At 73.1% G+C, this 20,546-nt stretch carries 20 protein-coding genes and 1 pseudogene; 12 read left to right on the top strand and 9 right to left on the bottom strand.

The window, feature by feature from the left end; all coding sequences use genetic code 11:
• Positions 1-63: 63 nt before the first annotated feature.
• From GBN72_RS04695 to GBN72_RS04680, 4 genes are all read left to right on the top strand, one after another.
• Positions 64-372: a hypothetical protein gene (locus GBN72_RS04695; RefSeq protein WP_151770316.1), complete on the top strand. Its 309-nt coding sequence runs from the start codon at positions 64-66 to the stop codon at positions 370-372.
• A 243-nt stretch (positions 373-615) separates the two neighbouring features.
• On the top strand, positions 616-1,413 hold the full coding sequence (locus tag GBN72_RS04690; RefSeq protein WP_151770315.1) for a VOC family protein: 798 nt from the start codon (positions 616-618) through the stop codon (positions 1,411-1,413).
• A gap of 388 nt (positions 1,414-1,801) precedes the next feature.
• A complete protein-coding gene (gene abc-f / locus GBN72_RS04685) occupies positions 1,802-3,436 on the top strand; it encodes a ribosomal protection-like ABC-F family protein (RefSeq protein ID WP_151770314.1) in 1,635 nt (544 codons plus the stop codon).
• A gap of 78 nt (positions 3,437-3,514) precedes the next feature.
• The gene (locus tag GBN72_RS04680) at positions 3,515-5,152 is read left to right on the top strand and encodes an ABC-F family ATP-binding cassette domain-containing protein (protein ID WP_151770313.1); all 1,638 of its coding nucleotides are present in this window, start codon (positions 3,515-3,517) and stop codon (positions 5,150-5,152) included.
• Between the two features lie 113 nt (positions 5,153-5,265).
• Here GBN72_RS04680 and GBN72_RS04675 read toward each other — a convergent pair whose 3' ends face one another.
• Positions 5,266-5,871: a class I SAM-dependent methyltransferase gene (locus GBN72_RS04675; protein WP_151770312.1), complete on the bottom strand. Its 606-nt coding sequence runs from the start codon at positions 5,869-5,871 to the stop codon at positions 5,266-5,268.
• 149 nt (positions 5,872-6,020) lie between these two features.
• Here GBN72_RS04675 and GBN72_RS04670 point away from each other — a divergent pair, with 149 nt between their 5' ends.
• Positions 6,021-6,698, top strand: a complete 678-nt coding sequence (locus GBN72_RS04670; RefSeq protein WP_151770311.1) for an N-acetylmuramoyl-L-alanine amidase — start codon at positions 6,021-6,023, stop codon at positions 6,696-6,698.
• 325 nt (positions 6,699-7,023) lie between these two features.
• Positions 7,024-7,722: an NPCBM/NEW2 domain-containing protein gene (locus tag GBN72_RS04665; RefSeq protein ID WP_151770310.1), complete on the top strand. Its 699-nt coding sequence runs from the start codon at positions 7,024-7,026 to the stop codon at positions 7,720-7,722.
• A gap of 21 nt (positions 7,723-7,743) precedes the next feature.
• On the opposite strand, the gene GBN72_RS04660 is transcribed toward GBN72_RS04665, so the two are convergent.
• The 4 genes from GBN72_RS04660 to GBN72_RS04645 all read right to left on the bottom strand — a co-directional run bounded on the left by GBN72_RS04660 (position 7,744) and on the right by GBN72_RS04645 (position 11,795).
• Entirely contained in the window at positions 7,744-8,436 is a 693-nt protein-coding gene (locus GBN72_RS04660) for a response regulator (protein ID WP_151770944.1), read from the bottom strand.
• Between the two features lie 25 nt (positions 8,437-8,461).
• Positions 8,462-9,787, bottom strand: a complete 1,326-nt coding sequence (locus tag GBN72_RS04655) for a sensor histidine kinase (RefSeq protein ID WP_151770309.1) — start codon at positions 9,785-9,787, stop codon at positions 8,462-8,464.
• A gap of 28 nt (positions 9,788-9,815) precedes the next feature.
• Positions 9,816-10,691 carry a CPBP family intramembrane glutamic endopeptidase gene (locus GBN72_RS04650; RefSeq protein WP_151770308.1) on the bottom strand — a complete coding sequence of 292 codons (876 nt, stop codon included), beginning with the start codon at positions 10,689-10,691 and terminating at the stop codon, positions 9,816-9,818.
• 102 nt (positions 10,692-10,793) lie between these two features.
• Positions 10,794-11,795, bottom strand: a complete 1,002-nt coding sequence (locus tag GBN72_RS04645; RefSeq protein ID WP_151770307.1) for a helix-turn-helix transcriptional regulator — start codon at positions 11,793-11,795, stop codon at positions 10,794-10,796.
• 111 nt (positions 11,796-11,906) lie between these two features.
• On the opposite strand from GBN72_RS04645, the gene GBN72_RS04640 reads away from it, so the two are divergent.
• Positions 11,907-12,461: an NIPSNAP family protein gene (locus GBN72_RS04640; protein WP_151770306.1), complete on the top strand. Its 555-nt coding sequence runs from the start codon at positions 11,907-11,909 to the stop codon at positions 12,459-12,461.
• Here GBN72_RS04640 and GBN72_RS35825 read toward each other — a convergent pair.
• The 3 genes from GBN72_RS35825 to GBN72_RS04630 form a co-directional block, all read right to left on the bottom strand.
• Positions 12,458-12,592 carry a hypothetical protein gene (locus GBN72_RS35825; protein WP_281371399.1) on the bottom strand — a complete coding sequence of 45 codons (135 nt, stop codon included), beginning with the start codon at positions 12,590-12,592 and terminating at the stop codon, positions 12,458-12,460. The genes GBN72_RS04640 and GBN72_RS35825 overlap by 4 nt on opposite strands.
• Positions 12,576-12,932, bottom strand: a complete 357-nt coding sequence (locus GBN72_RS04635) for a hypothetical protein (protein ID WP_151770305.1) — start codon at positions 12,930-12,932, stop codon at positions 12,576-12,578. The genes GBN72_RS35825 and GBN72_RS04635 overlap by 17 nt, the downstream gene beginning before the upstream one ends.
• 83 nt (positions 12,933-13,015) lie before the next feature.
• On the bottom strand, positions 13,016-13,888 hold the full coding sequence (locus tag GBN72_RS04630) for an alpha/beta hydrolase family protein (protein ID WP_151770304.1): 873 nt from the start codon (positions 13,886-13,888) through the stop codon (positions 13,016-13,018).
• Between the two features lie 98 nt (positions 13,889-13,986).
• On the opposite strand from GBN72_RS04630, the gene GBN72_RS04625 reads away from it, so the two are divergent.
• From GBN72_RS04625 to GBN72_RS04610, 5 genes and pseudogenes are all read left to right on the top strand, one after another.
• On the top strand, positions 13,987-14,646 hold the full coding sequence (locus tag GBN72_RS04625; RefSeq protein ID WP_151770303.1) for a TetR/AcrR family transcriptional regulator: 660 nt from the start codon (positions 13,987-13,989) through the stop codon (positions 14,644-14,646).
• Positions 14,647-14,696: 50 nt separating this feature from the next.
• A complete protein-coding gene (locus GBN72_RS04620) occupies positions 14,697-16,226 on the top strand; it encodes an MFS transporter (RefSeq protein ID WP_151770943.1) in 1,530 nt (509 codons plus the stop codon).
• A gap of 301 nt (positions 16,227-16,527) precedes the next feature.
• Positions 16,528-16,692 (top strand): annotated as a pseudogene (locus GBN72_RS35045) (IS5/IS1182 family transposase); the annotation flags it as partial.
• A 204-nt stretch (positions 16,693-16,896) separates the two neighbouring features.
• Entirely contained in the window at positions 16,897-18,267 is a 1,371-nt protein-coding gene (locus GBN72_RS04615) for an SMI1/KNR4 family protein (RefSeq protein WP_151770302.1), read from the top strand.
• Between the two features lie 183 nt (positions 18,268-18,450).
• Complete coding sequence (locus GBN72_RS04610; RefSeq protein WP_246212249.1) at positions 18,451-19,815, top strand: glycoside hydrolase family 6 protein; 1,365 nt, start codon at positions 18,451-18,453, stop codon at positions 19,813-19,815.
• A gap of 122 nt (positions 19,816-19,937) precedes the next feature.
• Here the strand turns inward: GBN72_RS04610 and GBN72_RS04605 are convergent, their stop codons facing one another.
• Complete coding sequence (locus tag GBN72_RS04605; protein WP_151770300.1) at positions 19,938-20,363, bottom strand: SSI family serine proteinase inhibitor; 426 nt, start codon at positions 20,361-20,363, stop codon at positions 19,938-19,940.
• Positions 20,364-20,546 lie beyond the last annotated feature (183 nt).

The following is a 20,546-nucleotide window of genomic DNA, read 5'->3' as shown; positions in this document are numbered from 1 at the left end:
CGTGGTGGCCGTGGGTACCGGACCCCGCCCGCAGGCCCGTGAGAGACGAGGAGTGACCGCCGGATGAAGTTCGTGCAGATCATCGACTTCGAGACGGAGCGCATCGACGAGGTGCGCGAGATGATGCGCGCGTACGAGGAGCAGGCCCGTTCGCAGGGCCGGGCCAACGCTCCCACCGCCCGCACGCTGCTGAAGGACCGGGCCGACGCGAACCGCTATCTCGCCGTGGTGGAGTTCGACTCCCACGAGAGCGCCATGGCCAACAGCGACGCCCCCGAGACCGACGAGCTGGCACGGCGGCTCTCCCAGCTGATGACGCGACCGCCGGTCTACACCGACTGCGACGTCCAGGAGCAGCACCGGACGGGGTGAGCCCCGGCCACCGCCCGGGGCGCGGTCTTCCGCGGCGGTCGCGGCGGGCTCGCGGCAGCCCGGAACCGCAGTAGCCCCGGGCCCGCGGTCGCCCGGAACCGCAGTAGCCCCGGGCCCGCGGCAGCGCCGCTCCCGCGGGCCTCGTCGCGTCGTACCGCCCACCCCTCCGCGGCACGACGGGCGCCCGCCGCGACCCCGTGCCACGCTGGAGGCGTCAAGGATCTGCGGAAGGGAGTCATCACCATGATCACCAATGACTTCGCGCCCGGTTCCCCCTGCTGGCTCGACCTCGGCGCACCCGACGTGCGCGAAGCCGCGGCCTTCTACGGCTCCGTGCTCGGCTGGGACTACGAGTCGATGGGCGAGAGCGAGGACATGGAAGGCGGCATGTTCCGCAAGGACGGCAAGATCGTCGCCGGGCTCGGCAAGCTGACCGAGGAGGGCGCCCGCCCGGCGTGGATGATCTACTACCGCGTCGAGGACGCGGACGCCACGACCCGGGCCGTGGAGGGCGCGGGCGGCACGGTGCGGGTGGCCCCCACGGACCTCGACGAATGGGGCCGGATGGCGCAGTACAGCGACCCCCTGGGCGGACAGTTCGCCGTCTGGCAGCCGGGCACGGACAAGGGCGTCGAACTGGTGGACCAGCCGGGCTCGCTGTCCTGGACCGAGCTGTACACGAGCGACGCCACCGCCGCGAAGGAGTTCTACGGCGGCGTCCTCGGCTGGCGGTTCAGCGACATGGAGCTGCCCGGCGGTGGGGGCACCTACTCGCTCATCACCCCCGCCGGGCTCCCCGAGGAACGGATGCACGGCGGTCTCATGGAGCTGCCCGCGGAGAACCTCGGCCTGGCGCACGGCCGTCCGTACTGGCACCCGGTCTTCAACGTCACCGACTGCGACGCCGCGGTCGCCAGGGTCACCGAGAACGGCGGCAGTGTGCAGATGGGGCCCGAGGACGCGGAGGGCGTCGGCCGGATGGCCGTCTGCCTCGACCGGTCGGACGCGGACTTCGTGCTGCTCACCCCGGTCCCGGGCTGAGCCCCGACGACCACGGCCGGCGGCCGGCCGCTCCTTTGGGGCCGTCGGCCGGGGCCGGACGGCCGGCGTCTCCCGGTCAGGGCCGGCCCCGGACGGCGGTCCGCCCCTGCCCGAGTGACGCCGGGCCGTCCTTGTGCTCGCGCGTCCTTCCCCATGCTTCCGCCCTGCCCCGCGCCCCTGCTGTTACCCTGCTGAAGACGTTGATCGCTTGTTGAGGAGCCCAGACATGGTGGTGGACGACGACATCTCCGGGTGATCACCCGGACCCGACAGGCCACCGGCCGGTGCGCGGAAGCACCGCCGTCGTGGCCTCGCTGTCGTCCCCTCCTCCCCCTTGTCTGCCACCGGGGCAGAAGTGTTCTGCCTCCATCCTCACGAGGTCACCTCCATGTCCGACGCCCGCGTCGTCTGCTCCAGCCTGTCCTTCTCCTGGCCCGACGACACCCCCGTCTTCCAGGACCTGTCCTTCACCGTCGCCTCCGGCCGCACCGGCCTCGTGGCGCCCAACGGCACCGGCAAGAGCACGCTGCTCAAGCTGATCGCCGGTGAACTGCGGCCCCGCACCGGGTCGGTCTCCGTCTCCGGCACCCTCGGCCACCTCCCGCAGACCCTGCCCCTGACCGGCGACCTCACCGTCGCCGAGGTACTGGGCGTCGCCGCCGTCATCCGCGCCATCGACGCCGTGGAGTCCGGGGACGTCGCCGAGGAGCACTTCGCCACCATCGGCGACGACTGGGACATCGAGGAACGCACCCGCGCCCAGCTCGACCGCCTGGGCCTGGCCGGCCTCACCCTGGACCGGAGCCTGAGCACGCTCAGCGGCGGCCAGATCGTCTCCCTCGGCCTCGCCGCCCAGTTGCTGAAGCGGCCCGACGTGCTCCTGCTCGACGAGCCCACCAACAACCTCGACGCCGAGGCCCGCCACAAGCTGTACGACGTGCTGGAGGACTTCGACGGCTGCCTGCTCCTGGTCAGCCACGACCGCGCGCTGCTCGACCGCATGGAGAGCATCGCCGAGCTCGATTCCGGCGAACTGCGCTTCTACGGCGGCAACTTCACCGACTACGAACAGGCGGTGCGGGCCGAGCAGGAGGCCGCGCAGAGGAACGTCCGCAATGCCGAGCAGGAACTGAAGCGCGAGAAGCGGGAGATGCAGCAGGCCCGCGAGCGCGCCGAACGCCGGCAGAGCAACGCCGCCCGCAACCTGCGGAACGCCGGGCTCCCCCGCATCTTCGCCGGGAACATGAAGCGGGGTGCGCAGGAGTCCGCGGGCCGGGCGGGCCAGGTGCACGCCGGCCGGGTCGGCGAGGCACAGGCCCGGCTGGACGAGGCCGGGCGCGCGCTGCGCGACGAGCAGCGCATCACGCTGGACCTGCCGGACACCCACGTGCCCGCCGGGCGCACCCTGTTCCTCGGCGAGCGGCTCCGCGTGCGCCTCGGGGACGAGGAGGTGTTCGCCGCCGACGGCGTCGACCTGACGATCCGCGGCCCGGAGCGCATCGCGCTGACCGGCCCCAACGGCGCCGGGAAAAGCACTCTGCTGCGGCTGCTGAGCGGCGACCTGGCGCCGGGGAGCGGCGTGGTCAAGCGGGCCGACGGCCGGGTAGCCCATCTGTCGCAGCGTCTGGACCTGCTGGACCTGGACCGCACGGTCGCCGAGAACTTCGCCGACCACGCCCCGCGGCGGCCGGAGGCCGAGCGGATGAACCTGCTCGCCCGCTTCCTCTTCAGGGGGCCCCGCGCCCATCTGCCCGTCGGCGTGCTCTCCGGTGGGGAGCGCCTGCGCGCCACCCTGGCCTGCGTCCTGTGCGCGGAGCCGGCACCGCACCTGTTGCTCCTGGACGAGCCGACGAACAACCTCGACCTGCTCAGCACGGGCCAGTTGGAGAGCGCGCTCAACTCCTACCAGGGGGCCTTCGTGGTGGTCAGCCACGACGAGCGGTTCCTGCGGGAGATCGGCGTGCGGCGGTGGCTGCGTCTGGCCGACGGCGAACTCGGCGAGACGGGGCGCCCCGAGGTGTGAGCCGTCGGCGTGTCGACCTGGCCCGCGCCGAGGCGCACCGCCCCGCGGGCCGTACACCGATCACGTGGAACGGACCTCATGCCTCAGCCCCCTCTGCTCGCCCACGACCTCGTCCGCACGCTCGACGGCCGGCGCGTGCTCGACGGCGTCTCCCTCACCGCCTCACCGGGACACCGCATCGGCCTGATCGGAGAGAACGGCGTCGGCAAGTCGACCCTGCTGCGCCTGCTCGCCGGGGCGGACGAGCCCGACGCCGGTGACGTCATCAGGCCGCCCGACCTGGGCTTCCTCCAGCAGGAGATGCCGTACGACAGCGGTTCGACGATCGCCGCCGTCCTCGACGACGCGCTGCGCGAGGCCAGGGAGGACCTCGCCGAGCTGGAACGGCTCGCCGAGCGGCTCGCGCGGACCGCCGAGGACGCGCCCGGGTACACCGGCCTGCTCGACGCGTACGGCGGCCGCCTCGAACACGCCCAGGAGCGGGAGGCCTGGGACGCCGACCGGCGTGCCGTGCTGGTGCTCGACGGTCTCGGTCTGGGCGCCCTCGGGCACGACCGGACCCTGGGATCACTTTCCGGCGGGCAGCGTGGCCGGCTCGCCCTGGCCGCGCTGCTGGTCCGGCAGCCCTCCGCCCTGCTGCTGGACGAACCGACCAACCATCTCGACGACGCCGCCGCGGCCTTCCTCGAGGAGCGGCTGCGGGCCCTGCCCGGAGTCGTCGTCCTGGCCAGTCACGACCGGGCCTTCCTGGACGCGGTGTGCACGGACCTGGTCGACCTCGACCCGGCGGTGGACGGCCCGGTCCGTCACGGCGGCAACTACAGCGACTACCTGGCTGGGAAGCGGGCCGCGCGCGAGCGCTGGGAGCGGCGCTGGGCCGAGGAGCAGGAGGAACTCCAGGCTCTGCGGGTCTCCGCGCGGGTCACCGCGCACCGCGTCGCGCCGGACCGGGGCCCGCGGGACAACGAGAAGATGGGCTACGGCCACCGCGCCGGCCGGGTCCAGAGCCAGATCTCCCGGCGGGTGCGCCAGGCCGTCCGCCGCCTCGAGGAACTGGAGCGCTCCCAGGTCGCCGCGCCGCCCAGGCCGCTGCGGTTCGGGAGCACGGCGCTGGCCGCGCCGGTGGCGGAGGAGGAGGGGGACGGCCCGCTGGTGTCCCTGGACCGCGTGCGGGTGCCGGGGCGGCTCGCACCGGTGAGCGCGGAGGTGCCGGTGACCGACCGTCTCCTTGTCACCGGTGGGAACGGGGCCGGCAAGTCGACCCTGCTGGCGGTGCTGGCCGGGCGGCTCGTGCCCCGGGGCGAGGTGCGGCGGCGGGCCGGACTGACCGTGGGACAGCTCGCCCAGGACACCGTCTTCGAGCGGCCGGACCGGTCCGTCCGGGTCACCTACCGGCTGGCACTGGGCGCCGAGCGGGCCGAGGCGGTGCCGCTCGGCTCGCTGGGCCTGCTGCACGAGACGGACCTCGACCGGCCGGTCGGCAGGCTCTCGGTCGGGCAGCGCCGGCGGCTCGCGCTGGCCGTGCTGGTGGCGCGGCCGCCGCAGTTGCTGCTCCTCGACGAACCCACGAACCACCTGTCGCCGAGCCTGTGCGACGAGCTGGAGGAGGCGCTGGGCAGCGGGCCCGGGGCGATCGTGCTGGCCAGCCACGACCGCTGGCTGCGCAGGCGCTGGCAGGGGCGGGAGATCGAGGTCCGCCCCGACCGCGAGGGGTAGCCTCCCTTGCCGGGACCTGCCGCCGTGGCGCGCGGCCACGGGGCGGGTCCGCAGGCCCGCCGCCCGGATCTGGACGCGCCCGGACCGGAGCCTGGGGGCCCGTGCCGTCGGCTTCAGCGGTGGTGGACGCTGACCACGTATCCGCCGCCGTCGTAGGGGTCCGCGTCCCACGTGCCGAAGCGGTCGACGAGGGTGAGGCCCGCCGCACCGCAGTGGTCGTCGTACTGACGCAGGGTGAGGCTGGGCGGCACCGGCAGGTGGTCCGCGTCCAGGCCGAAGCCGGAGACCAGCAGGCCGCCCGGGCGCAGCGCCGCGGTCAGGCGCTCGAGCGCCGCGGCGACGGTCCCCTCGGCGACCAGCTGGAAGACGTTCCCGGCGACGACGACCAGGTCGAAGTCCGCGGCGACGCCGAGGGCCCGCGGGTCGAACTCGGCCAGGTCGGCCTGGTACCAGGGCAGCTCGGGTGCCTCACGCCGGGCCACCGCCAGCATCGACGCGTCGAGGTCCACGCCGACGCAGTCGTACCCGAGCTCCGCCAGCCGGATCATGACCCGGCCGGTGCCGCACCCGGCGTCCAGCACCCGCGCCCCGGGCGGCACGAGCGCGGCGCAGAACCGCGCCTCGCCGTGCACGTCCTTGCCGCTGCGGGCCAGTGCGGCGAACCGTGCGGCGTAGTCCTCTCCGGACCTTCCCCCGGTCAAGTCGTTCCAACGGCTCATGCGGCTCACTATAGGTGCGCGCCGATCACCGGCCCCGGTCACCCGGGGTCCGCCTCCCCCGCCGAATCGCGTCGTGCGGGAGGGCGGCCTAGGCTCGTGAGAGGTGCGGTGCGTCCGTCCCCGCCCGGAGCAGGAACGCAGGGACCCTCATGACTCACGAACACGAACCCGGCTCCGAGGCGGAAGGCGGCCCGGAGAACGACCGCTATCTCCCCGACGCCGGCGCCGCCCCCGTACACGCCACGGCAGGGGAGTCCGACGCCGCGCCCCTGCCGCGGGACGAGGAGGAGGGGCCGGCCGCGAAGGTCCTCGTGGTGCAGATGGGTCATTGCTTCCGCACCTCGGGCGCCACCGGCACGCCCGGTGAGCAGGTGTTCGCCAAGGCGGTGGCCGACGCCTGTGCCGAAGAGCTGGCGAAGCCGGGCCCGCCGGGCCGGGAACTCTGGCACCTGCGCGTCATCAAGGCCGACGAGCCCCTGGAGCAGTACGCCGGTGACGCGTTCGTCGCCTTCCACTGCGACGGGTCACTCCATCAGAACGCACGGGGCGCGAGCGTCGGCTACCGCGACGCCGCCGGACAGTCCCTCGCGCAGGCGTGGAAACACGCCTACGAGCGGCGTGGCTGGTCCGGTGGCTTCCGCGACGACAACTACACCGAGAACCTGAGGAAGTACTACGGCACCCGGAAGGCCGGCGAGGTCGGCAACCGGCGAGCGTTCATCGCCGAGTGCGGGTTCCTCACCAATCAGCACGACAAGGCCCTGCTCACCGGCCCCGGCGGCGTCGACCGGGTGGTCCAGGCGCTGTTCGACGCGCTGGGCGTCTGAACGCGTCCGAACCCCCGGCCGCCACCCGTTCGACCTAACGTCCGGCTTCCCGCGCTTCGCCGTTCGCGCAGGCAGGGCGGACGATGCCGCGTCCTTCGCCGGCGACGGCCCGCCCACGGTGGCGTCGACCGGTCGCGGGCGGGCTCGTCACCGAGGCGGAGATCGCCCAGCACCTGGCCCACCTGCGCGGACCAGGTCCGGACGTCACCACCGCCCCGCTGGCGCCCTGTTGGGGACGGCGCCCGCGGCCCACGCCGCGGTGAGCGTGCAACGGAGCCCTCGTGGGTATCCCTCGAACACGTGACTCGGGGGAGGGAGCGGGCCGGTGAGTGAGAGCGCGAACGACGGGGCGCCTGCGCGGCAGGAGGAGCGGAGACCGGGCCAACCGCCCACGTGGGCCTGGTGGGTGATCGGGATCCTGGTCCCGGTGATCGGGATCGTCGCCACGGTCTGGGCGACGTCGAACAAGTCCGAGGGCCCGGCGAAGGCAGCTCCGGCGGCCTCGAGCCCGGCCACCTCGTCCAGCGGCCCGGAGCCCACGGATGTCGCCGCCGAACGAACGCCCACCCCGACGGAGAGGGAATCGGACCTGCCGACTCCGACCGGCTCGCCGGAGGAAGGGAGCGATGCCGAGAAGGTGCTGCTGAGCACCCTCGAGCAGGTCGAAGGCACACGGATCGTCCCCAAGCGCGTGACGTTCCGGGGCAAGGAGTACCCGGACTCGCTCGCGTCGGACTCGACCTGTCCGGCGCGTGGGTCCGTCTCGTACAACCTGGGTACGCAGTGGGACACGTTCACCTTCACCGCCGGGATCGACGACAACTCGGCGGCAACCTCCGGCTCACTGACCGTCACCGCCGACGGCAAGACCCTCTGGACGGGAGAGGTCACGCTGGGAGCGCCCCGCGATCTGACCCTTTCGGTCAAGGACGTTCTCCGGCTCGAGATCGCCTACGAGCACGGGAACGGCTGCAGCGGCTGGGACAGCTGGGTCGCACTGGGCGACGCCACCCTGCTGAAGTAGACCCGCCGCATGCCGGCCCGTTCACTGCGTGCCGGACACCAGTCCGACGCGGTGGGCGAGGACGACGGCCTGGACGCGGTCGCGCAGGCCGAGTTTGGCCAGGATGCGCGACACGTAGGTCTTGACGGTCTCGGGCGTGATGAACATCGCCGCGGCGATCTCCGCGTTCGACAGCCCCTCGGCGATCAGCTGGAGCACCTCCAGCTCGCGGGGGGTCAGCGCGCGCACGACCTCCTGCCGGGCCGGCCGGGAGGTGTCGGCCGGCCGCACGTGCCGGGCGTAGTGGCCGATGAGGTGGCGGGTGACGGCGGGGGCCAGCAGTGCCTCGCCGCGGGCGACGGTCCGGATGCCGTTGACCAGCTCCGCCGGAGGAGCGTCCTTGAGGAGGAAGCCGCTCGCTCCGGCGCGCAGTGCGTCGTAGACGTGGGCGTCGACGTTGAAGGTGGTGACGACCAGTATCTTCGGCGCGCCGTCGACGTCGGGACCGGCCAGTCGCCGCGTCGCCTGGATGCCGTCGAGCAGGGGCATCCGGATGTCCATCACGACCACGTCGGGGCGCAGCCGCCGCGCCGCCTCCACCGCCTCGTGGCCGTTCTCGGCCTCCCCGACGACCTCCATGTCGGGCTGCGCGGAGAAGATGGTGGCGTAGCCGGTCCGCACCAGCGCCTGGTCGTCGCAGACGAGCACACGGATCGGTGGCGGCGTGTCGCTCACGGTGGCACTCGTTTCGCTCACGGGGTCACTCCTGCAGGGGCTCGGACGGAATCGTGGCGCGGACCTCGAACCCGCCCTCGGGCCGGGGACCGGCCTCCAGTTCACCACCGAGCATCCGCACCCGCGCACGCAGCCCGGCCAGTCCCCGCCCGCCCGCGGGACCCGGTTTCCACGTGACCGGTGCGGCGGGAGGCCCGTCGGTGGTCACCTCGAGTTCGATGTGCTCCTCGCCGTGCCGGAGCAGGACCCGTGTCGGCTGCCCGGCCGCGTACTTCATGGCGTTGGTGAGCGCCTCCTGCACCACCCGGTACGAGGCGAGCTCCACGTCCACGCTCCGCGGCCGCCGTTCGCCCTGCTCGTCGAAGTCGACCGGCTGGCCCGACCGGCGGCCCTGCTCGACCAGGTCCGCCACGCGCCCCAGGGCCGGTGCCCGATCCCCACGATCCATGCCCCCACGATGCGGGTCCTCTCGCTCCGGGCCCTCACGCTCCAGGCCCTCACGATCCAGCCCCTCACGCTTCGGCTCCTGGCGCGCCGGGTCCGCACGCGCCAGGTCCTCGGACGCCGAATCGCCGGTCGCCTCCAGAACGCCGAGCAGGTACCGCAGTTCCGTCAGCGCACGACGGCCGGTGTCGCTGACGGCCGTCAGCCCCTGGCCGACACGGTCCGGCGCGGATGTGAGCAGGAACTGCGCCGCGTCGGCCTGGATCACCATGGCCGTCACGTGGTGGGTGACCACGTCGTGCAGCTCGCGGGCGATCCGCGCCCGCTCCGCGGCCGTGGCCGCCTCGGCAGCCGTCCGCCGCCGGTTCGCCTCTTCCGCGCGCCGCCCGCGCACCGTGCTCCCCATCAGCCAGACCGCGGCCGGAGCCACGTAGAACGCGAGGTAGTCCGGTACCGACTGCGGTGAGCCGAAGCGGTCGAGGACGACGGCCAGCACGACGTAGCCCGAACTCGCCACCACGGCCGCACCACGGCGGAAGCGGACCTGGTGGGCCCCGGCGGAGTACAGCGCCAGGTACAGCCCCATGCTCGCGAACGTCGTCGCGAAGCCCAGCGCCTGGTGCACCGCGAACGCGCCCGCGACGACGGCCAGACAGGCGGCGGGCCACCTGCGGCGGACCGCCAGCGGCAGGGCCTGGGCCAGGACCAGGCCGGCGCCCAGCGGGCTCGCCGGCCGCTCGGGCAGATCGCCGATCTGCGCACCGAGGTGGGACAGCGTCGGAACGGCCGTCAGCAGGGTGAGCGTCAGGGCGAGGACGCCGTCCTTGAGGAAGGCGCTCCGCTCCCGCCACCAGACGACCGGCACGTGGAGCAACGGGAGGCTCCAGGACGCCTGCTGGGACATCACTTCTCCTTCCCCCTCCGATCGGCCGGTCTCACTGGCCCGCACGCCGGCGGGACTTGACGCCACCGTTCCGACGGGCGAGGACGAGCATCGTGACGGCGAGAGTCACGCCGATGAGGGCGGCCACGATCGACGTCTCCATGCCGAAACCGCCACCGGTCAGGAGGTCGGAGCCGTGGACGTCGACGGTGAACAGGCCTTCGGGGGTGTGTCCGGAGACCGGGATACCGAGCAGCTGCTCCGTGGTGTTCCACGCGAAGTGCAGGCCCACGACGAACCAGATACTACGCCGCCACAGGAACGCGGCTCCGAGCAGGAGGCCCGCCTCCAGGGCGATCGCCAGGCCGCTCCAGGCGCTCGCCCCCGGGGCGCCCATGTGGGCGACGCCGAAGAACAGCGAGGTGATCACGAGGGCCACCCGGCTGCCCCACATCAGCTCCAGGGCCTGCAGGGCAAGACCGCGGAACATCAACTCCTCGGTGACCGCGACGCCGATCTGCACCGTGACCGCGGCCCAGCCGACCGACATCACGCCGTTGCCCGCCCAGGAGAACGAGTAGCCCCCGAACGCCGTGATCAGGAGGGTGGAGACGAGGACGAAGCCCAGCCCGATGCCGCCGCCGAGCAGCGCCTCCCGGCCGGCGCCGCGCCAGGCCATCTCGGGCGTCGAGCGCCGCGCCACACGGCGCATGACCAGCCAGTACACGGCCCACGCGGCCGCCGCGCCCAGCACCGGTACCGGGCCCTGTCCGGTCGCGGTCAGACCCGCGACCAGGCCGACGCCGACCGTTCCCGTCAGCATCCAGCCGAGCGGAGAGCGCGCGATCCGGCGGAGACGGCCGCCGCGTTCGTCGCGGTCCTCGTCCCGGCCGGAGCCTTCCTGCTGTGCGGCGGACGTCGTGTCCATGGTGCCCTCCCTGGGGTGGTCGCCCCTGCGGCGACCTCACGAACACGCTAGAAATCCCGCGGCGCCCGCGAATCACCCGCGTGTGGACAGCTCCTGTAGCTCTCACGGGGGATGCGCCCCGCGGCGCGTCCCGCGAGCTGCCGTGCTGCTCCCCCGGCCTTGCGCCTGGCGGCGTCCTTCGTAGCGCTCGGCGAGGGTTCGTGCCGTCTCCGCGATGCGGTCGCACAGTTCGGCCGGTGCCATGACCTCGACGTCGGCGCCCAGTCGCAGGAACTCCCGGTGGGCGTGGTCGACCGACTCGATGGGCACGCGGGCCTCCGTCCATCCGCCGCCGGCCGCGGGTGTGACGCCGAGGCGGCGGGCGCCCTCCGGGGTAAGCCGTACCAGCGCCTCCGCGGTGTGCAGTCGCGCTCGGAATCCGGCCAGGTGGCTGCTCCAGTACGCGGCCAGGCGGAACCCGTCCGGAGCGGTGAACTCTTCGTCCAGCGGCCGGAGTTCGAGTATCTGGTCCACGCGGTAGGTGCGGACCCCGGTCGGCCCGCCGGCGACCGTGTACCAGCGGCCGGCCTTGAGGACGAGCCCGTACGGCTCCACCCGTCGCTCGATCTCCTCCGGCGCCCGCCACCGCCGGTACCGCAGGACCACCGCCCGGCGCGTCCACACCGCGGCGGCGACGGCGGGCAGGTGAGGCACCGGGTCGGTGTCGCCGTACCAGCCGGGGGCATCGAGCAGGAAGCGCTCCTGGGTCCGCGCGGCGTGTTCGCGCAGCTCCGCCGGAAGGGCGGCGCTCAGCTTGAGCTGGGCGGTGGCGAGCGCCTCGCCGAGGCCGAGCTCGGCGGCGGTGCCGGGGAGTGCGGCGAGGAACGCGGCCTGCGCTTCGTCCGCCGTCAGGCCGGTGAGCCTGGTCCGGTAGCCGTCGACCAGCCGGTAGCCACCCGCGTGTCCGGATTCCCCGTACAAGGGGATACCGGCGGCGCCGAGCGCCTCGACGTCCCGGTAGACGGTCCGGACGGAGACCTCCAGTTCCCCGGCCAGCTGCCGGGCCGTCATCCGGCCCCGGTGCTGGAGCAGCAGGAGCAGGGTGACCAGCCGACTCGCACGCATGCCGGTCAGTATCCGGTCCACTGACAGGAGATGTCAGCGGATCGGCCCTAACCTGCGGCGCGGGGACGACAGCTGGTCCTCGGACCTCACACGCACCGGGAAGGCCACCGCATGAGCATCGTCGAACTCCGGCAGTACACCCTGCGTCCCGGCGCCCGGGAGACCCTGATCGAGCTGTTCGAGCGCGAGTTCGTGACCGGGCAGCAGGCGGTCGGCATCACCGTCGGCGGCCGCTTCCGTGACCTGGACGACCCGGACCGCTTCGTCTGGCTGCGCGCGTTCCCCGACATGGCGCACCGCCGGCGCATGCTGGAGGCGTTCTACACCGGTCCGGTCTGGCGGGAGCACCGCGACGCGGCCAACGCCACCATGCTCGACAGTGACGACGTCCTCCTGCTGCGGGGGCCGGGCTTCCTGCCGGAGCCGGGAACGACCAGGGTGTCGGCGACCGTCTGCCACCCCGCCGACGCGAACGGCTTCGACGCGTACGCGGCCCGGCACCTGGGCCCGGGCCACGCGCTGCACCGCACCGAGCACGCCGAGAACGACTTCCCCCGCCTGCCCGTCCGGACCGGCGAGGACGTCCGGGTATGGTTCGGCCCGGCCGAGCCGACGCCCTGGCCGTCCCGGCGGCTGCGGCTGGAACCCGTGCGGGTGCGGTCCTAGGGCCCGTCTTCGATCTCGCCCACCGTCTCACGGGCGATCACGAACCGCTCCCACGCGGCCTCGGCCTCCCGCAGCTCGGCCTGGAGAGCCTCCACCCGCTGCCGAGCGGTGCGTTCACGCCCCTCCAGCAACCCCGTCACCCTCTGGGTGGACGACGACGACCGGTCGGGGGGACAGGGTGATCTGGTGGTCCGCCGGTGGTCCACGGAGACCGTCGAAGCCGTCGAGAACGCGACGGAGGAGGAGCCGGGCCGCGTCCATGGACCGGCACGCGACCCAGACCCCGTAGGGCTCACCGATCCGGGAGGCCACCTGCTCCAGCTCGTCCGGCTCGTAACCCGTCAGGACGCGGCACGGCAGGTCCAGGTGGTACGAGTAGCCCTGCCGGTGCAGCCTTTCGGCGCCCGTCGCAGGATCCGGCACGGCCCCCAGGCCACGGATCAGCCCCTCGAGCGACGGGCGTTGCTCCACGGTGGCAAGAATGATCACAGACCGCCAGGACACACGCCTTCACCTCCGCGGCGACCGTGGCGGAGCCGCGAGCTCGGTGCCGGTCATCGGGTGGGCTCTGTCACGCGCAGCCACTCCACGACCTCACGGACGACTTCCTGCGGCCGGGCCGCCCATCGGAAGTGGTCGCTCCGCGCGAGACCGAGTCGTTCGGCGGTGATCCTCCGCCCGGTGACGCGGGCCGAACGCAGTTTCGCGGCGAGATGCGCGGTGCAGGTGTCGGGGATGTACCGGTCCCCGGGGAAGGTGATGAAGAGCGTCGGGACGTGGGAGCCCGTCAGGGCCGTCTCGTAGTCGACGTCGCTCCCGCGGACGCGGTACCGGCCGGTCAGCGCTTCGTGGCCCCAGTCGCACACGAGCCTCCTCCCCTCCCGTCCGGCGAAGGGGAACCATTGCGGCAGGTAACCCCACAGCAGCGTGGTCGCGAAGATCCACTGCAGGCCCAGGAACCGGCCGATCCCGCCGAGGCCCGGCACCCTGCGGAACCAGGACGAGCCACTCGCCACCAGCACGACATGGCTGACCCGGTCCGACACCGCGGCGAAGAGGAGCCCGAGCTGTCCGCCCAAGCTGTGACCGGCGAGGACGATCCGGGTTGCGCCGAACTCCTCGCACACCATGTCGACGACGGCCGGCAGTTCCGTCTCCAGGAGGTCGGCATAGCCGAAGGAGATCCGGCGGGAGGCCCGGACCGAGCTGCGCCCGGTTCCGCGGTGGTCGGCGAGCACCGCGTGACATCCATGCTCGGTCAGCTCGCGGGCGAGCGCGCGGTAGTAATCGCTCCGCACCCCCATGGCCGGGAGACAGAGGACGACCTCGGCGTCGGGCGCTGTGGTGCGGTGCACCTGGAGGTCGGTCGTGCTGCCGTCCGGGAAGGTGACGCGGATGAGGTCCGGCGTGGGGTCGGTGTCCGTCACGGTGTCTGCTTCCTGTCGTTCGGCGACCGTGCCGCGGCAGGCCGGCCGGGACGAGCATTTCGTAGACACTGTCTACAGCAGGCTGGTAGACAGTGCTCATGGAACGCGAGATTTCCCTTAGGGAGCGGCTGATCGACGTCGGAGTGGACCTCGTCATGACCGACGGAGCCGCTTCGCTCGGGTTGCGCGAGATCGCCCGACGAGCGGGGGTGTCGCACGGGGCTCCTCGCCGGTACTTCCCCACACACCACGCCCTGCTCTCCGCCATCGCACGTCGGGGCTTCGCGGAACTGCAAGCCCGCTTCGCGGCCGCGTCCGGCGCCGCGGCGTCGCCGCGGGATCAGTTGCGGGCGCTTGCGCGGACATACCTGGGCTTCGCCTCGGAGCACCACGGCATGTTCGAGCTGATGTTCCGCCATGACCTGCTCAACAGCGAGACCCACACGTCGGATCTGCCGCGACTGCGCGAGTCGACCCTCCCGCTGTTCGCGCGCGTCGTCGAACTCGTGGCCCTTGACCGGGCGGTGACCGCGTCGCCAGGTGACGTGGGCCCGGACGACGCCGCACCGCCACCGGCTGTGACGGCCGTCGCCCTGTGGGCCAACGTGCATGGCATCGCCCAGCTGTGGGCGTGGGGCAGCATCCAGCTCGCCTTGGACGCCTCGTCACCGCCGCCGGCCGGTGCCCTCGGCGGCGACCAGTTGGGCCGGCTCGTCACGACGGTGCTGGACGCCCATCTCGGCCCGGTGCGCCGGTGACCGCGGCGTCCCGGCCGCGCGCCGCGCTCCTGGCGAGCGTGGCCGGCGCGATGATCGTCGCGCTGGACGGCACCGTTCTGCTCGTCGCGCAGCCCGACCTGCAGCGCGACCTGTCGGCGGACGTCACGCAGGTGCAGTGGACCAGTACCGCCTACCTGCTCGCGGTGGCCGCGTTCCTCGTCATCGCCGGGCGCCTGGGTGACCGGTACGGGCACAAGCGGCTGCTGTTCGTCGGCGTGCTCGGCTTCGGGGCGGCCTCGGCGGGCATCGCCTTCGCGCCAGGGATCGGCTGGGTGATCGGCCTGCGCGCCGCACAGGGCGTGTTCGGCGCGCTGCTGCAGCCGGCGACGCTCGCGCTGCTGAGGCTGGTGTACCCGGCTGACCGGCTCGGTCCGGCGGTCGCCGTGCGTACCGCGGCGATCGGGGTGGCCGCCGGGGCCGGTCCGTTGCTCGGGGGTGTTCTCGTCGCAGAACTGGGCTGGCGTTCGGTGTTCCTGATCAACATCCCGATCGCGTGCGTGATCGCCGTGCTCACCCTCTCGGTCCGGGCGCCGAAGCCGTCGCCCGCCGGGTTCCGGCAGTTCGGCCTCGCCGCCGCGGCCGTGTTCGCGGCCACGCTCGCCGTCCTGGTCCACGCCCTGACCGGTGTACCGGCACACGGGTGGAGCGCTGTCGAGACGTGGCTCGGGCTGGTGCTCGCCGTGGGCCTCGCGGCGCTGCTCGTCCGCCTCGAACGTCGCACCGCGCAGCCGATCGTGCCGCCTGCCGTGGCCCGGTCCATACCGGTGGCGGCGTCGATGGCGCTCCTGCTGGTCACTTCGGGCGGGATGTTCGGCGCGTTGTTCGTGGCGACCTTCTTCCTGCAGGCGGGCCTCGGGCTCAGCCCGCTCGCCGCCGGCCTGCGCGTCCTCCCGCTGACCGTGATGATGGTCCTCGGCGCCCCGGTCGCCGCCGCCGTGCTCCGCCGGTACGGTCCGCGCCGCACCGCGGTGGCGGGGCAGTTTTTCGTCGTTCTCGCCGTCGTGGGCCTGTCCCGGCTCGGTCCGGACGGCACCTGGCCGGTGATCGGCGGCGCCTTCGCACTGCTCGGCGCGGGGTTCACCGCAGTCATGGTCACGGCCACCGGGACCGTTGTCGGTGACGCGCCGCCCGGGTACGCGGGTGTCGTGGGCGGGCTCAAGCAGACCGCCATGAACGTCGGCCCGACCCTCGGTACAGCCGTCGCCGCAGGCATGATGCCGCTGACGCCGTCCACCATGGGCGCCGCCGGTGCGGGCTCGGGCTCGGGCGCGGCCCTGGCGATGTCCGGCCCGGCGATGGGCTCCGCCCTGCTGACCCTGGCCGCCTTCACCGCGCTCGGCCTGTTACCGGCCTCGCTGCTGCCGGCGTCACCGCTGCCTGCGCGGCCGGTTCCCCGCGACGGCGGCCGAGCGACCGCCTCACCCGAGGTCCGCATCGCCGACCGCGGCGCGGGAACGGCCCTTGCGGCTGCCGCTGACCGGCTGCGTAACTGGTGGGCACCTGGCCGGGTGCGGTCCTCACTGCGACGCCGCCGACGAGCGGGAGAACGCTATCGCTGAGCGGATGAAGCCGTGGCGGGACGAGGAAGGACTCAGCATCCGGGCCATCTGCGCCCGGGCCAACGAGTGCGGCGACATGCCGGCGAAGCGCGGCGGGAAGTGGCACCCGACCACCGTGGCAAAGCTGCTGCCCCCGGAGGCCCGGGACAGGGCTCGGAAGCAGTCCGCCGCCGCCCGTGCCGAGCGCAAGGAGCAGCAGCGCCGGGAGAGCCCCCCTCCCCCGGCTCCTCGCCCAACACTGAGGCTCACCACCAGGAGCCGCTCCTCGAGGGCCCGCAGCCACCCCGGACGCGGGCCCTCTGCCAGCCGCCCCCGCTGTCGTCCTGGTCACGTGATCGCCGACAAGGCCTACAGCTCACGCGGATTCCGCGCCCACCTGCGGCAACGCGGCATCGGACACGCGATCCCGGAGAGGAACGACCAGAAACAGCACCGCCGCAACCGAGGCCGGCGAGGCGGGCGGCCCCCAGGTTTCGCAGCGGTCACACTCGCATCAGTCCTGCTCTGGGAAAGATCAATGTGAGACGGACCCTGGTCCCGCTCTCCCGCGTCACGGGGGGGCTGACCACAGGCGATCGCCCACGTCGGCCCCCATGACCGAGCACCTCGTGATGTCGGTGCCCCCCGCCATGATGCGTGATCATCGAAGACACGTTCAGGAGGCCCGCTCGTGCCCGCACTACACGACTTCACCACCTGGCAGCCCCTGCTGCGCCTGTTGCACGCCGCCCACACGGAGGCGCTCACCGCGCCCGGCCGGCATGTGTCGGGGCAGATCGGTCCCGGAGCGTGGAGTGTTCCGCTGCCCTTCCGGGCGCCCCGGCCGGGGCGCGCCTCACTGGTCTCCGACAACCAGGAGCAGTTCGACGCCGTGGGCCGGATCGTCGACGCGCTCAAGGAGGACGGGGACGGCGGCGTCTCCTTCGTCGTGGAGCCCTCTCCTCTCCCCGGCGGCGTCCGCCTGCATCTGATCAGCCTGGGCTCGTCCGCCGAGCCGGGGATCGCGACCGCGCATCCGGGCACGCTTCTCCTCGCCGACGGAGCGCTGCCCGAACCGGTGCGCCGCCTGCCCGAGCCGGTGCCGGGCGCGGGGCCGGCACCGTCCGCGGACGTGGACCTGCTCCGGCGCACGCTCCGCGAACGGCTCCCGCGGGCGGTGGGCGCCTCCAGCGAGGAGATCGCGGCGGTCGAGGCGCGTCTGGGCGTGCCGCTGCCTGCCGAGTTGAGGGCCCTGTACCAGGTCGTCCGGGGCCGGTACGAGGACTGGGACGACCTCCGGGAGCCGTACGACACCGTCGGCTGCGAGCTCCTCCCTCTGGACGAGGTGTACGTCGCCGACGCGGCCTCCCGGCATGTGCTGTGGAAGTTCGGCGCCATGGAGGCGGTCGTGACGGGGCCGGAGGACGCCGTGCAGGGGCTTGTCGGCTCGCCGGGCTGGATCGTCTTCGGTGACAACGGCGGCGGGGACCGTATCGCCGTCGACCTCACGCCGGGGCCGGGCGGGCACGTCGGGCAGGTGATCATCATCGGTCACGAGGGGAACATCGGGGCGGGCCTGGTCGCCGACTCCCTCACCGACATGGTCGTCCACCATCACTTCGACGGCCGTCCGGTCGAACGGCCCGATGGGCCGCCACTCGTCGCCCACGTCAATCACGTCTCCGTCCCCAACATCGAGGCCGCGGCCCACCCTGGCCTGGAGGTCCTCGGTATCGGGGTCTGGAAGGAGGAACCTCTCAGTCTCGCCCCCGTCTTCGGACTGCCGCGCCTGCGGAGCCTCTCGGCCTGTCCCGGTACTCTCGCCGATCCCCGTGAGATCGCGCGGCTCACCCACCTCGAGTACCTGGAACTCCCGCCCGCGGAATGGCGTGTCCTGCTCGACGCGGGGGCTGTGCCCCCCGGGCTTCTCGCGGCGGGCATCGCGGCCCACCGGCAGCGGGACAATCCGCTGTGGACCATCGACCTCGCGAACGAGATCCTCGCCCTCCACGGCCGGCAGCCGGTCGCCGGCATCACGGTGCTGGAGGGGGTGGCCTCGTAGGGTGACCGCGGGGACGCGTGCTCCGCGGGCGTGCCTCTGCGGCGGCGGAGCGGCATGCGGACGCTTCCTCCCGGCACCTTGACGAGTCAGGTGCGCTCCCCGAGTTTGGTCACGAGCAGCCCTCCTCCGACGGCGTGGCGCGGACAGCACCCGAGCACAACTCGACAGACCAGAGGAGTCGATGTGAGATCACGCTTCCGCCGGGTCCGGAGCGCCGTGACCGCCCTGGTGCTCGGCGCGGCGCTGACGGTGGCCGCCGGCGGCCCGGTGGGCGCCGGTACCGGGGCGGACCGGGTGGACAATCCCTACGCCGGCGCCGCCGGTGTGTACGTCAACCCCGAGTGGTCCGCGCGGGCCGCCGCGGAGCCGGGCGGCGAGCAGGTGGCGGGGCGGCCGACCTTCGTGTGGCTGGACAGCATCGCCTCGGTCCGGGGCACCGGCGGCCGGCTGGGCCTGCGCGGTCATCTGGACCAGGCGCTCCGCCAGGCGTCCGGGCGCAGCGGCTTCGTCTTCCAGGTGGTCCTCCACGACCTCCCCGGCCGCGCGTGCGCCCACCCCGCCCGGCAGGGCGAACTGGGGCCCGGCGAACTCGACGCGTACAAGGCGCGGTACGTCGACCCGATCGCCGCGATCCTCGGCCACCCGAAGTACGCCGCGCTGCGGATCGTGACCGTCGTCGAGCCCGGTTCGGTGCTGGACCTGGCCATGAACGCCGTCAACACGCCTGGTTATTCGCCCTTGTGCCGGACGATCCTGGACAACGGCGACTACGTCAACGGCATCGGGTACGCCCTGGCCAGGCTGGGGGCGGTCGCGAACACCTACAACTACCTCGACGCCGGGCACCACGCCGCCCTCGGTTACCCCTACACCGCCGAGCCCTACGTGGATCTCCTGCGGCAGGCAGCTTCGGCCTCCGGCAGCACCCCCGGCAACGTCCACGGCGTCATCGCCAACACCGCCGAGTACTTCGCGCTGCACGAGCCGTACTTCTCGGTCGGCGACATCGTGAACGGCGCACCGGTCCACCAGTCCAGGTGGGTGGACTGGAACTCCTACGTCGACGAGTTGCCGTTCGTGCACGACCTCCGCACCAGACTGGTCGACGCCGGATTCCCCGTCGGGGTCGGGGCTCTGATCGACACCTCCCGCAACGGCTGGGGCGGTCCGGCCCGGCCGTCGGGTCCGGGACCGACGACGAGTGTGGACGCCTACGTGGACGGCAGCCGCATCGACCGCCGCCTGCACGTCACCAACTGGTGCAACCAGTCCGGGGCCGGGCTGGGCGAGCGGCCGGCCACCGCCCCGGCGCCCGGCGTCGACGCGTACGTGTGGGCCAAGCCGCCGGGCGAGTCGGACGGGGCCGCGCGGCCCGCCTCCGGCGGCGGGGACGTCCCGCTGGACGTGATGTGCGACCCGGACTACTCCGGCAGCGGCGGCGGCAGCCGCCCGACCGGCGCGATGCGTGACGCGCCGCCGTACGGCGGCTGGTTCCCTGCCGCGTTCCGTCAACTGGTGGGCAACGCCCACCCGCCGCTGACGGGCTGAGCCGAACCCCCGGTGCTCTCACGGGCTGACGGCCCGGCGACCCGCCCCCGTGACGGGGGTGGAAGTGCAAGCCGTTGGCCGCCCCGGACCTCTCCGGAACGGCTGTGGGCGGGGTGGCTGAATCAGAACCGGAACACGTAGTTGCTGAGGATCGAGGCGTCGCAGTCGCCGCCGTACGTCTTGGTGAAGGACACCGGCTGCAGGCGCCAGTTGCCGGTCACGGTGACGGTGACGGGCCTCCAGACGGGAGGGCAGCCGGTATTCGGAACGTACGGGAGCTTGTCGAACCGTCCGTCGACGGCGATGAGCTTGGTGCACGCGTCCTCGGCCGTGGGATGGGTCCCGCCGGTGGGTTCGCACCGGAGGGTGACCTGCTTGCTCACGCCGTCGGACAGAGTGGTCTTGGTGATGGTCAGGCTCGTCAGGGAGAAGGAGGCGGCCGAAGCCGCGGAAGGCGTGGCTGCCTGGTCTGCCGCCGCGGCCGGGACGACGGACCCGACCGTCGCAGCGAGGCCCGCGGCCAGGAGAATTCCGAGTCTGCTTCTCATGCTCCTCCGATCGTCGGCACTTTGTTCCGCTGAGCACCAAAATCCCGTGCCTGAGGGCTCCGAACAAGGCGGACATCGGCCTCTTTCACCGCCGCCTCGTCGCGTACCACGGCGCACTCACCGGGCGGCACGCGCTCGGCCGGCACCCGCGGTTCGCGCTCCCCGGGGTCCGACGGGGTCAGG

The sequence above is a fragment of the Streptomyces abyssomicinicus genome (assembly GCF_008974245.1).
In the GTDB taxonomy this organism is placed as follows: domain Bacteria; phylum Actinomycetota; class Actinomycetes; order Streptomycetales; family Streptomycetaceae; genus Streptomyces; species Streptomyces abyssomicinicus.
The sequence above is the reverse complement of the archived record's forward strand: the minus strand, read 5'-3'. Positions and strand labels throughout refer to the sequence as shown.

Coding starts and splice junctions, on each gene's coding strand:
- GBN72_RS04695 (WP_151770316.1), top strand. CDS start 64: ATGAAGTTCGTGCAGATCATCGACTTCGAGACGGAGCGCATCGACGAG.
- GBN72_RS04690 (WP_151770315.1), top strand. CDS start 616: ATGATCACCAATGACTTCGCGCCCGGTTCCCCCTGCTGGCTCGACCTC.
- abc-f (WP_151770314.1), top strand. CDS start 1,802: ATGTCCGACGCCCGCGTCGTCTGCTCCAGCCTGTCCTTCTCCTGGCCC.
- GBN72_RS04680 (WP_151770313.1), top strand. CDS start 3,515: ATGCCTCAGCCCCCTCTGCTCGCCCACGACCTCGTCCGCACGCTCGAC.
- GBN72_RS04675 (WP_151770312.1), bottom strand. CDS start 5,871: ATGAGCCGTTGGAACGACTTGACCGGGGGAAGGTCCGGAGAGGACTAC.
- GBN72_RS04670 (WP_151770311.1), top strand. CDS start 6,021: ATGACTCACGAACACGAACCCGGCTCCGAGGCGGAAGGCGGCCCGGAG.
- GBN72_RS04650 (WP_151770308.1), bottom strand. CDS start 10,691: ATGGACACGACGTCCGCCGCACAGCAGGAAGGCTCCGGCCGGGACGAG.
- GBN72_RS04645 (WP_151770307.1), bottom strand. CDS start 11,795: ATGCGTGCGAGTCGGCTGGTCACCCTGCTCCTGCTGCTCCAGCACCGG.
- GBN72_RS04640 (WP_151770306.1), top strand. CDS start 11,907: ATGAGCATCGTCGAACTCCGGCAGTACACCCTGCGTCCCGGCGCCCGG.
- GBN72_RS04625 (WP_151770303.1), top strand. CDS start 13,987: ATGGAACGCGAGATTTCCCTTAGGGAGCGGCTGATCGACGTCGGAGTG.
- GBN72_RS04620 (WP_151770943.1), top strand. CDS start 14,697: ATGATCGTCGCGCTGGACGGCACCGTTCTGCTCGTCGCGCAGCCCGAC.
- GBN72_RS04605 (WP_151770300.1), bottom strand. CDS start 20,363: ATGAGAAGCAGACTCGGAATTCTCCTGGCCGCGGGCCTCGCTGCGACG.